The sequence below is a fragment of the Stenotrophomonas geniculata ATCC 19374 = JCM 13324 genome, from assembly GCF_001431625.1.
In the GTDB taxonomy this organism is placed as follows: domain Bacteria; phylum Pseudomonadota; class Gammaproteobacteria; order Xanthomonadales; family Xanthomonadaceae; genus Stenotrophomonas; species Stenotrophomonas geniculata.
On the sequence record NZ_LLXT01000014.1, the window covers coordinates 1 to 11,541 of the forward strand.

The window sequence follows — 11,541 nt, forward strand, 5'->3', positions numbered from 1 at the left end:
ATGCGGCTGCCAAGCCTACAGGGACGTACTTGCGGCGCCCCCGCACTCCGACACCGCCCCACCAATCCACGGAATGCCCGCTGTTGCTGTTGCTGTTGCTGTTGCCTCTGCAGGTGCAGGGCTGCAAGCCCTGCCAACAAAAAACCCCGCTTGCGCGGGGTTCTCTGTGAATTGCGTGCAGCGCGAACGCTTACGGGCGACGGGCCAGGGCCTCGACGTCCTTCGCCTTCGGCAGCAGGTCCTGCTTGCTCACGCGCAGGAAACCGATCGTCAGCATCGGCACCGCCACCAGGATCGAGGACAGCACCACGATCACCGCACCGATCATGTGCGTCTCGGCCAGGCCTTCCATCGAGCTGCCGCCGTACATGTACAGGGCCAGTGCCGACAGGAAGAACATCACCGCGGTGATCACCGTACGCGACAGCGTCTGGTTGATCGAACGGTTCAGCACTTCCATCGAGTCCACGCGCAGGCTGCGGAAGTTCTCGCGGACGCGGTCGAAGACCACGATGATGTCGTTGATCGCAAAGCCCATCACCGACAGCAGGCCGGCCAGCACGGTCAGGTCGAACTCACGGCCCAGCAGGGACACGTAAGCCACCGTCACGATCAGGTCGAACATGGCCACGATGCTGGCGGTGACCGCGAACTTCCATTCGAAGCGCACGGCGATGTAGATCAGGAAGCCGGCCAACATGAAGATGGTGGCGTACAGGCCATTCATCGCCAGGTCCTTGCCGATCTGCGGGCCGACGAACTCGTTGCGCAGTACGGTTGCCTGATTATCAGCCGTGGACAGTGCCTTCACTACAGCGGCAGCGGTAGCCTTGTCTTCGGTGGCGGCAGCACCCGTGCCCGGAGCATGCTCGCCGTGTGGCGCCAGGCGGATCAGCAGGTCGGTGTTGCCACCGACGCTCTGTACCTGGGCGCCGTCGAAGCCATTCTGCTCGAGCTTGGTGCGGACCTGCTCGACGTCCACCGCCTTGTCGAAGCGGGCTTCGATCAGGGTGCCGCCGGTGAAGTCCAGCGCGTAGTTGAAGCCCTTGAACGCGATGATGCTGATCGACGCCAGGAACACCACGATGGTGACTGCCATGGCGACATGGCGCCAGCGCATGAAGTCGATCTTGGTGTCGTTCGGGAGGATGTGCAGCGGAAACAGTTTCATTGTGCGTGTCGTCCCGTCAGATGGCCACGTTCTGGAGCTTCTTGCGACGGCCGTAGATCAGCGTCGCCAGCGCACGCGACACGGTGATCGCGGTGAACATGGAGGCGAAAATACCGATGATCATGGTCAGCGCGAAGCCCTTCAGCGGACCGGTACCGAATGCAAACAGCGCCACACCGACGATCAGGCCGGTCAGGTTGGCGTCGAGGATGGTGCCCGAAGCACGCTCGTAACCGGTCACGATCGCGGTTTTGCCCGGCACGCCGGCACGCAGTTCTTCACGGATACGCTCGTTGATCAGCACGTTGGCGTCCACTGACAGGCCGACCGACAACGCCAGGCCGGCAAAGCCCGGCAGGGTCATGGTCGCGCCGAACAGCGACATCACCGCCACCACGATCAGCAGGTTGAACAGCATCGCGATCGAGGTGATCACGCCGAACATACGGTAGTAGACGCTGAAGAACACCAGGGTGAACAGGAATGCGAACACCACCGCGCGCATACCGTTCTTGACGTTCTCGGCACCCAGGCTCGGGCCGACCACGCGCTCTTCGACGAAGTCCATCGGCGCGGCCAGCGAGCCGGACTTCAGCAGCTTGGCCAGGTCCTCGGCTTCCTTCTTCTGAAGGCCGGTGGTCTGGAAGTTCTTGCCGAACACGCCGTTGATGTTGGCCACCGAGATCACTTCCTCGTTGACCTTGAAGCCACGCACTTCCTGGCCGTCGACAACGGTCACGGTCGGTACGCGCTCGGTGTAGACCACCGCCATCGGCTTGTTCACGTTGGCGCTGGTGAAGTCGAACATGCGCTGGCCGCCGACATTGTTCAGCGTCACGCTGACCGCCGGAGAACCGCTGTTCGAATCGGTCACCGCCTGCGCGCCGACCATCTGGTCACCGGTGACGATCACGCGCTTGTTCAGCAGGACCGGACCACCGCCATCACGACGCTGGTAGACCTTCGCTTCCGGCGGAATGCGGCCGGAGTTGATGGCGTCCTGTGCATTGCCGTCAACCACCGCGCGGTACTCGAGGGTAGCGGTGGCGCCGATCATGCGCTTGGCTTCGGCCGTGTCCTGCACGCCCGGCAGCTGCACGACCACGCGGTCGGCACCCTGGCGCTGGATGATCGGCTCGGCCACGCCCAGCTGGTTCACGCGGTTGCGCAGGGTGTTGATGTTCTGCTCGATGGCGCCGTTGGCGATCTGGGTGATCTCGGTTTCCGGCACGGTCACCGTGATGCGATTGCCACTGACGTCGTAGCCGAGGGTCGGCTGCGCCTTGACCAGGGCAGTGCGGGCACGCTGCGCGGCGTCGTCACCGGCGGACGGGCTCAGGTTGGCCACGATACTGTTGTCAGCACGGCGTTCCACCGACTGGTACGGAATGCGGGCGTCGCGCAGGGTGCTGCGCACGTCTTCGGTGTAAGCATCCAGGCGCTTGTCGAGCGCGGCCTTCTGGTCGACCTGCAGCACGAAGTGCACGCCGCCCTGCAGGTCCAGGCCCAGCACCATCGGGCGACCGCCGAGGTTGGCCAGCCAGTCCGGCACGGTCGAGGCCAGGTTCAGGGCCACGGTGTACTTCTCGCCGACGGTGTCACGCAGGGCGTCGCTGGCAGCGGACTGCGCCTTCAGGTCCGGCAGGCGGACGATCAGGCTCTCCCCTTCCTTCTCGGCACCGAGGGCGTCCACACCGGCCTTTTTCAGGTCGGCCAGCACACGGTCGCGCAGCGCGTCGTCGACCTGTCCGCCACGGTTGGCGGTGATCTGGACGGCCGGGTCCTTCTGGTAGATGTTGGGCAGCGCGTACAGCGCGCTGAGCGCCAGTACGATCAGGATGACGACGTACTTCCAGCGTGGAAATTCGAGCATTGCTTGGGTCCCGCGCGGCGCCATCCCCGGCGCCGCGGTTGTGCATCGGAAAGGGAGTGGCTTACTGGGCCGACTTCAGGGTACCGGCCGGCAGCACGTTGCCGACAGCGCCCTTCTGCACGCGGATGCGCACGTTGTCAGCCACTTCGATGGTGATGAAGTTGTCGCCGATGTCGGTGACGATGCCGGCGATGCCGCCATTGGTCAGCACTTCATCGCCACGTTTGATCTTCTCCAGCATGGCCTTGTGCTCCTTCTGCCGCTTCATCTGCGGGCGGATCATCAGGAAGTACATGATGGCGATCAGGATGACCGGGAACAGCAGCGTGGTCAGGCCCATGCCCTGCGGTTGGCCGCCGGCGGCCTGGGCGTGGGCGGCGGGAATCAGGAAAGCAAGCAGGTTCATCGTTGGTCCTTTGGTTGGGCGGCGCTCCGGCCCTTTCACGGGCACGGGGTGTCGACCGCGGATCTGGGTCAGCCTTGAAGTATGCCACGGCCCCGGGCGTTCGTCCTTGGGCCGTTTGGCAGGGGGGTACTCGGTTTACAGGGGCGGCGCGACCGCCCCGCGTGCCGCGTAGAAAGACTCACGGAAGGCCAGGAAGGTTCCCGCTTCGATGGCCGCACGGATGTCGGCCATCAGCTTTTCGTAATAGAACAGGTTGTGCAGGGTACCCAGCATCGGCGCCAGCATCTCGTTGCAGCGGTCCAGGTGGCGGAGGTAGGAACGGGTGTAGCCACCGGTGCAGGCCACGCAGCCGCAGCCGGGCTCGATCGGATCCATGTCGCGCGCGTACTGCGAGTTGCGGATGCGGACGGTGCCGAACGAGGTGAAATAGTGGCCGTTGCGCGCGTTGCGGGTGGGCATCACGCAATCGAACATGTCCACGCCACGTGCGACACCCTCGACCAGGTCTTCCGGCCGGCCCACGCCCATCAGGTAGCGCGGGCGGTCACCCGGCAGCTCCGGGTCCAGGTGGTCGAGCATGGCATTGCGCTCGTGCTCCGGCTCGCCCACGGCGAGGCCGCCGATGGCGTAACCGTCGAAGCCGATCGCCTGCAGGGCCTCGGCCGAGCGGCTGCGCAGGTCGGTGTGCACGCCCCCCTGGACGATGCCGAACAGGGCCGCGTCGTTGCCCAGCTCGTCATGCGCGTTGCGGCTGCGCTGCGCCCAGCGCAGGCTCAGTTCCATGGAACGGCGGGCGACGTCTTCGGTGGCCGGGTACGGGGTGCACTCGTCGAAGATCATCACCACGTCCGAATCGAGCACCTTCTGGATCTTCATGCTCTCCTCCGGGCCCAGGAACACGCGAGCGCCGTCGGTGGGCGAGGCGAAGGTCACGCCCTGCTCGGTGATCTTGCGACGGTGGGCCAGCGAGAACACCTGGAAGCCGCCGGAGTCGGTCAGGATCGGGCCATCCCAGCGGCAGAAGCCGTGCAGGCCGCCGTGGTCGGCGATGATGTCCAGGCCCGGGCGCAGGTACAGGTGGAAGGTGTTGCCGAGGATGATCTCGGCGCCCAGCGCGCGCACCTGGTCCGGCAGGATGCCCTTGACCGAGCCATAGGTCCCCACCGGCATGAAGGCCGGCGTTTCCACCGTGCCACGCGGGAAGGTCAGGCGACCACGGCGGGCACGGCCGTCGCGGGTCTGGAGCTGGAACTGCAATCGGGACATGGAGCGGTCGTTCAGGCAAATAGTCGCTCATTGTCTCCCAAAACCGGCTCGACCGCCCATTCAGGCCTGAACGGCACGGCAGTAGAGCCACGCCATGCGTGGCTTTCCTGGTCTCCAGGCACCTGCAAGTGCGCACCAACGGTGCGCACCCACCACAAGCAGGCAGAGGTCAGCGCCCTACCCCGCTTGCGGGAACAGCAGCATGGCGTCGCCGTAGCTGAAGAAGCGGTAGCGCTGCTCGATCGCGTGCTGGTACGCCTCGAACACCCTTTCCTTGCCGGCGAACGCGGAGATCATCATCAGCAGCGTGCTTTCCGGCAGGTGGAAGTTGGTCACCATCGCGTCGACGCTGCGGATGCGGTAGCCCGGGGTGATGAAGATCTGCGTTTCACCGGCGAACGGCAGCAGCTCGCCATCGCGCATCGCGCTTTCCAGCGCGCGTACCACGGTGGTGCCGACGCCGATCACCCGGCCGCCGGCCGCGCGCGTGCGCCGTACCTGCTGCACCAGCTCAGCGCCGACGTTCAGCCACTCGCGGTGCATCACGTGATCCTTCAGGTCATCGGCGCGCACCGGCTGGAAGGTGCCCGCGCCGACGTGCAGGGTGACATGGCCGAAGTCCACGCCCTTGTCCTTCAGCGCGGCCAGCAGCGGTTCGTCGAAATGCAGGCCGGCGGTCGGCGCCGCCACCGCGCCCACTTCGCGCGCGAACACGGTCTGGTAGCGCTCGCGGTCGTCCACGCCCGGCTCGCGCTGGATGTACGGCGGCAGCGGCAGCCGGCCGGCATGCAGCAGCCACTGTTCCAGCGATTCCGGCACGTGGAACTGCAGGACGTAGAACTCGCCATCGCGGCCCAGCACCTCGGCTTCGCCACCGGCATCCAGCGCGATGCGGCTGCCGGCCTTCGGCGACTTGCTGGCGCCGACCTGGGCACGGGCCTGCTGGCCGCCGAGCAGGCGTTCGATCAGGATCTCCACGCGGCCACCGCTGGCCTTCTGCCCGAACAGGCGCGCCGGGATCACCCGGGTGTCGTTGAACACCAGCAGATCGCCCGGCTGCAGCAGGGATGGCAGATCACGCACCTGCAGATCGGTGAAGCCATCGGGCGCCGGCGGGACCAGCAGCAGGCGGCTGGCGGAACGTTCGGCCAAGGGTGCCTGCGCGATCAGTTCAGCCGGCAGGTCGTAGTGGAAATCGGACTTCTTCAAGGCAGTGGGCGGCAACAGGTCGACAATGGCGCGCATTGTACGTCCAGCGTCTGCGAGCCGGCGCGCTTCGCGGCGAACGTCGCGCAAAATGCTGCTATGCAGCAGGTTTCTGCGGGGTTATCGCGCAAAAAAACAAGTGCTAGCATCGAGCCGGAAGTCCGCTGCACGAGCCTGCCCCCAAGCGCGCGTGATGACGCGCGTTTTGCTTTTGAAGACCCGTGCGACCCATTGTTTCAGGAGATCTGCAATGAGCTTCATCGAACGCCTCGCCCCCCTGCGCAACCAGCCCGGCACCCGCCTCACCTCCGGTCTGGACGATGCCACCCTGACCACCCTGTCCGCCAACCACCCGCAGCTGATCGCTGCGGTGGATGCCGCCGCCGAGGAATTCGCGCGCGTGCAGGCCGACCTGGGGCCGCTGCTGGCGCAGGACGAACAGGCGCAGATCGACGCGATGCAGGACGGTTTCGTCAATTTCTATGCCGATGACGCGGTGACCCCGTACGTGGCACTGGCCGCGCGCGGCCCGTGGGTGGTCACCCTGAAGGGCGCCGTGCTGTACGACGCCGGCGGCTACGGCATGCTCGGCTTCGGGCACACCCCGGATGCCGTGCTGGAGGCGATGGCCCGCCCGCAGGTGATGGCCAACATCATGACCCCCAGCCTGTCGCAGCAGCGCTTCATCACCGCCCTGCGCGCCGAGATCGGCCACCGCCGTGGCGGCTGCCCGTTCGCCCGTTTCATGTGCCTGAATTCCGGTTCCGAGGCCGTCGGCCTGGCCGCCCGCATCGCCGACGTCAACGCCAAGCTGCAGACCGACCCCGGCGCGCGCCACGCCGGCGCCGCGATCAAGCGCGTGGTGGTCAAGGGCAGCTTCCACGGCCGTACCGACCGCCCGGCGCTGTATTCCGATTCCAGCCGCAAGAGCTACATGCAGCACCTGGCCAGCTATCGCGGCGAGGACTCGGTGATCACCGTGGCGCCGTACGACGAGGCCGGCCTGCGCAAGGTGTTCGAGGATGCCGCACGCAACCAGTGGTTCATCGAAGCGGTGTTCCTGGAGCCGGTGATGGGCGAAGGCGACCCCGGCCGCTCGGTGCCGCCGTCGTTCTATGCCGTGGCCCGTGAACTGACCCGTGCCCATGGCAGCCTGCTGCTGCTCGACTCGATCCAGGCCGGCCTGCGCGCGCATGGCGTGCTCTCGGTGGTGGACTACCCGGGCTTCGAAGGCCTGGACCCGCCGGACATGGAGACCTATTCCAAGGCGCTCAACGCCGCGCAGTACCCGCTGTCCGTGCTGGCGGTAACCGAGCATGCCGCGCAGCTGTACCGCAAGGGCATCTATGGCAACACCATGACCAGCAACCCGCGTGCGCTGGACGTGGCCTGCGCCACCCTGGCCCAGCTGACCCCGCAGGTGCGTGCCAACATTGCCGAACGCGGTGCCGAGGCCGTGCGTAAGCTGGAACAGCTGAAGAACGAGCTGGGCGGGCTGATCACCAAGGTGCAGGGCACCGGCCTGCTGTTCTCGTGCGAGCTGGCGCCGCAGTTCAAGTGCTATGGCGCCAATTCCACCGAAGAATGGCTGCGCCAGCACGGCATCAACGTGATCCACGGTGGCGAGAATTCGCTGCGCTTCACCCCGCACTTCGGCATGGACAGCGAGGAGCTGGACCTGCTGGTGGGCATGGTCGGCCGCGCCCTGCGTGAAGGCCCGCGCCGCGAGCAGGCGGCGGCGGCGTAACCCCCGCTTCGGTAGAGCCGAAGGCAGCGGCAGGAGCCGCTGCCAACGTCGCTGGCGACGGCCCGAAGGGTGCCGGTCAGGACGACCGGCATAGCCCATGCTCGGCTGGCGCCTTTGCCGCGATCTGAACGAAGAGCAGCCGAGCGCGGCTCGGCTCTACAGAAGGCCTCTCAAGGCCTCATAATCCTTGGGCACCCCGTCCCTGACCGCCCTGCGGTCGGCGACGGGGCGTTTTCGTTTCCGGCCAAGAGACAGGAAGATCCATGAAATCGATCTGTGTGTACTGTGGTTCCAACGCTGGCAGCAAGCCGGCCTATACCGAACGCGCCATCGCACTGGGCGACCGCATCGCCCGCGACGGCCTGCGCCTGGTGTATGGCGGCGGCAACGTCGGCCTGATGGGAACCGTGGCCAATGCCGTGCTCGCCGCTGGCGGCGAAGTGACCGGCGTGATCCCACGTCAGCTGGCCGACTGGGAAGTGGCCCACCGCGGCCTGACCGAACTGGAGATCGTCGGTTCGATGCATGAGCGCAAGTCGCGCATGTTCGACCTCGCCGATGGCTTCGTCACCCTGCCCGGCGGCTTCGGCACCATGGAAGAGATCTTCGAGATGCTGACCTGGCGCCAGCTGGGCATCGGCAACAAGCCGTGCGCGTTCCTCGATGTGGAAGGCTTCTATGCCCCGCTGATCGGCATGATCGATCGCATGGTGGAAGAGCGCTTCCTGCACCCGGACCAGCGCCAGGACCTGTGGTACGGCTCGGACATCGAAGCGATGCTGGAGTGGATGAAGAACTACCAGCCGGCCCAGGCCTCGAAGTGGATCGACGAGAAGCGTCGCGCCGCCCTGCGTTGATGCAGCCGCACGCGGTGGCTCAGGCCCCCGCGTGCGACCACGGGGCAGGCCGCCCCAGCAGATAGCCTTGGCCGTAATCGCAGCCCAGTTCGCGCAGGGTCTGCCGCTGCGCCTCGGTCTCGATGCCTTCACCGATGGTCTCGATGCCCAGCGTGCGCGCCAGCGACAGTACGCCTTCGACCAGCGCGCGCGTGCTCTGCACTTCCGGTCCATGCAGGCCGGCGATGAAGCTCTGGTCGATCTTCAGCGTACTGATCGGGAAACGGTGCAGGTAGGACAGCGCGGAGAAGCCGGTACCGAAATCGTCCAGCTGCACCTGGATGCCGCGCTCGCGCAGCCCCTGCAGGATGCGCAGCGTGTGCGGGCCATCGTCCAGCAGCGCCACCTCGGTGATCTCCAGGCGCAGCCGGCGCGGATCGGCACCGCAGCTGTCGAGCAGGCCGAACAGGCGGTCACTGAATTCGGCGGAGCGGAAATGCCGGGGTGAGACGTTCACCGAGACGTAGCCGTCGCCCCCCTGCGCCAACCCTGCAATGACCTGCTCGTAGATCAGCCAGTCGACCTGTTCGATCAGGCCGCTCTCTTCACCCAGCTCCAGGAACGCGCCCGGCAGCAGCAGGCCGCGGCGCTCATGCTGCCAGCGCAGCAGCGCCTCGTGGCCCACCACCTCGCCATCGGACAGGCGCACGATCGGCTGGTAGAACGGCACGAAATCGCGGTTGTTGATCGCACGACGCAGGTCGGCTTCGAGGTCCAGGCTGCGCATGGCTTCTTCGCGCATGTCCTCGTCGAAGATCGCACAGCGGTCATGGCCCTGCGCCTTGGCCCGGTACATCGCTGCGTCCGCGTCGCGCAGCAGCTCTTCACCGGTGCGGTAGCGCGGATTCCACAGGGCAATGCCCAGGCTGCCGGACGGAAACAGTTCGCGCCCGGCGATCCACATCGACTCCTGCAACGCCAGCAGCAGGCGCTGGCCAAAGTCCAGCGCCTGTGCCAGGCCCTGGGGGCACTGCAGCAGCACAGCAAACTCATCACCGCCGAGCCGTGCCACCACATCTTCGGTACCGGCCATCGATACGATGCGCTTGGCCACTTCCACCAGCATGCGGTCACCGGCAGCGTGGCCGATACTGTCGTTGACCAGCTTGAAGCGGTCCAGGTCGAGGAACAGCACGGCGAACACCGGGCCGCCCTCTCGCTTGGCCAGTGCCAGCGCATCCTGCAGGCGGTCCAGCAGGTGCAGGCGATTGGGCAGGCCGGTCAGCGCATCGTGCATGGCCTGGTGGGTCAGGCGTTGCTCGGCCCGCAGGCGTTCACCAATCTGCCCGAGCAACTTCTCGTTGACCTCGGCCAGCTCGCGGGTACGTTCTTCCACGCGCTTTTCCAGTTCGGCATGCGCCGAACGCAGCCGCTGCTGGTCGCGCTGACGGGCCAGGCCGGTACCGATGTTCTGCGCAACGAAGGTCAGCAGGCGCTGGTCATGCACGCTGAAAATGCTGTTCTCGCTGTAGCTCTGCACCACGATCGCGCCGACCACTTCGTCGTCGCGCAGCAGTGGTACGCCCAGCCAGCAGTGCGAACGCGCACCGGATTCACGCACTTCGCCACTGGCCAGCAGTGCATCGATCTGCGCGCGCGAGGCCAGCAGCGGGCGCCGGTTGCGCACCACGTATTCGGTCAGGCCCCGGCTGAAGGGCCGTGGCGCGCGGCTGGCATTGTGCTCGTCCACCGAATACACGAAATCCAGGCCGTTGCCGGCCGGGTTGACCAGGGCGATGTAGAAATTTCGTGCGTCGAGCAGGCGCCCAACCACGCCATGCACCTGTCCGTAGAACTGGGCCAGGCTGTCGGCCGACATCGCCATCTCGGCAATGTTATAGAGCGCGGTCTGCAGCTGTTCGGCGCGACGCCGCTCGGTTACTTCGTCCTGCAGGCTGTGGTTGGCGCGCTGCAGTTCCTGGGTACGCCGCTCTACCTGCTGCTCCAGCCGCACCTGCGCCTGGCGCCGGTCCATCGCGGTCTGCACATGCTGCGCAACGAAACCCAGCAATGCGCGCTCGGCCTCGCCATAGCGGGCCGCCTGTTCATAGCTCTGAACCACGATGGCACCGCATACACGGCCATCGCGCAGCATCGGCACGCCCAGCCAGTCCAGGCTTTCCGGCCCACGCTGCGGGTCGTGCTCCTGTTCCATCACCTGCGCCAGCAGTTTGCGCGAGGGACCACTGAGCGGTTTGCCATGGCGCAGCAGCGCCACGGTCAGGCTGCGCGGCATCTCGCTGGCGTCATGGCTCTGCGTGGGGTCGGCGACGAAGTCATCGACCTGATCGGCGAAGTACAGGAACCGGATCTGGTCGCGCACATCGTCGTATTCGACGATGTAGCAGTTCTCGGCATACATCAGCGTGCCCAGCACACCATGCACGTGGCGCAGCATCTCGGGCATTTCAAGGTCGGCACCGGCCAGGTCTGCAATCTGAAACAGGGCCTGCTGCAACCGCTCGGCCTCTTCCAGTGCCTTGATCTGGCCGGCCTGGCGGCCGCGCTGCAGCGCCAGCTCCATCGCCTGCCGGGCAACGCCCCACCATGCCGGCGAAGGCACTGCGCCTTCGACCGACAACAGCAGGCGCGCACCATCATGTTCCCAGCCGTGCTGGCCATCGCCCGCGCCGGGTGCCGCCGCATCACCTCCGGCAGCCGCTGTCGGCCAGCCCCCCTGGCCACGACCGAGCTGCGGGTCGTCCCAGCCGACGCGGACCACGGCCGTTTCCGGCAAAAGCGCATGCAACGCGCGCACCAGCGCCGTGCTCAGCACGGCCTCGTGTGGTGGCTCTTCCGCCGGTTCAGCATGCGTGGACAAATGACAATCTCTTGGCGCCGTCGGTGCGTCGCCTCCCCTGAGCCGCCGAGCATAGCGCGCCACCCGGGGGGCAATGGAAGCCCGTAAACCCCGAATCGTGCGCCCGTACGTTTTTCCTGCTGCCCGTAGCCCCTTCCGAGCCATGACCCTCGCCC

Annotated in this window: 8 protein-coding genes; 2 read left to right on the top strand and 6 right to left on the bottom strand. The window is 66.4% G+C overall.

Translation table 11 applies throughout. The features are described from left to right. Positions 1–190: 190 nt before the first annotated feature. The 5 genes from secF to queA all read right to left on the bottom strand — a co-directional run bounded on the left by secF (position 191) and on the right by queA (position 5,961). A complete protein-coding gene (gene secF / locus ARC63_RS00875; protein ID WP_010484505.1) occupies positions 191–1,171 on the bottom strand; it encodes a protein translocase subunit SecF in 981 nt (326 codons plus the stop codon). 16 nt (positions 1,172–1,187) lie between these two features. Next, entirely contained in the window at positions 1,188–3,044 is a 1,857-nt protein-coding gene (gene secD / locus ARC63_RS00880) for a protein translocase subunit SecD (RefSeq protein ID WP_010484504.1), read from the bottom strand. Between the two features lie 61 nt (positions 3,045–3,105). Then, positions 3,106–3,450 carry a preprotein translocase subunit YajC gene (gene yajC, locus ARC63_RS00885; protein ID WP_005409257.1) on the bottom strand — a complete coding sequence of 115 codons (345 nt, stop codon included), beginning with the start codon at positions 3,448–3,450 and terminating at the stop codon, positions 3,106–3,108. 135 nt (positions 3,451–3,585) lie between these two features. Continuing rightward, entirely contained in the window at positions 3,586–4,716 is a 1,131-nt protein-coding gene (gene tgt, locus ARC63_RS00890) for a tRNA guanosine(34) transglycosylase Tgt (RefSeq protein WP_029379947.1), read from the bottom strand. Positions 4,717–4,893: 177 nt separating this feature from the next. Further along, entirely contained in the window at positions 4,894–5,961 is a 1,068-nt protein-coding gene (gene queA, locus ARC63_RS00895; protein WP_010484499.1) for a tRNA preQ1(34) S-adenosylmethionine ribosyltransferase-isomerase QueA, read from the bottom strand. Positions 5,962–6,172: 211 nt separating this feature from the next. Here queA and ARC63_RS00900 point away from each other — a divergent pair, with 211 nt between their 5' ends. Further along, positions 6,173–7,669, top strand: coding sequence for an aminotransferase class III-fold pyridoxal phosphate-dependent enzyme (locus tag ARC63_RS00900; protein WP_043403227.1), 1,497 nt, complete (start codon positions 6,173–6,175; stop codon positions 7,667–7,669). A gap of 263 nt (positions 7,670–7,932) precedes the next feature. After that, positions 7,933–8,526 carry an LOG family protein gene (locus ARC63_RS00905; protein WP_010484495.1) on the top strand — a complete coding sequence of 198 codons (594 nt, stop codon included), beginning with the start codon at positions 7,933–7,935 and terminating at the stop codon, positions 8,524–8,526. Between the two features lie 19 nt (positions 8,527–8,545). Here ARC63_RS00905 and ARC63_RS00910 read toward each other — a convergent pair whose 3' ends face one another. Further along, a complete protein-coding gene (locus ARC63_RS00910; RefSeq protein WP_057502291.1) occupies positions 8,546–11,386 on the bottom strand; it encodes a bifunctional diguanylate cyclase/phosphodiesterase in 2,841 nt (946 codons plus the stop codon). Between the last annotated feature and the right edge of the window lie 155 nt (positions 11,387–11,541).

Coding starts and splice junctions, on each gene's coding strand:
- tgt (WP_029379947.1), bottom strand. CDS start 4,716: ATGTCCCGATTGCAGTTCCAGCTCCAGACCCGCGACGGCCGTGCCCGC.
- ARC63_RS00900 (WP_043403227.1), top strand. CDS start 6,173: ATGAGCTTCATCGAACGCCTCGCCCCCCTGCGCAACCAGCCCGGCACC.
- secD (WP_010484504.1), bottom strand. CDS start 3,044: ATGCTCGAATTTCCACGCTGGAAGTACGTCGTCATCCTGATCGTACTG.
- ARC63_RS00905 (WP_010484495.1), top strand. CDS start 7,933: ATGAAATCGATCTGTGTGTACTGTGGTTCCAACGCTGGCAGCAAGCCG.
- queA (WP_010484499.1), bottom strand. CDS start 5,961: ATGCGCGCCATTGTCGACCTGTTGCCGCCCACTGCCTTGAAGAAGTCC.
- yajC (WP_005409257.1), bottom strand. CDS start 3,450: ATGAACCTGCTTGCTTTCCTGATTCCCGCCGCCCACGCCCAGGCCGCC.
- secF (WP_010484505.1), bottom strand. CDS start 1,171: ATGAAACTGTTTCCGCTGCACATCCTCCCGAACGACACCAAGATCGAC.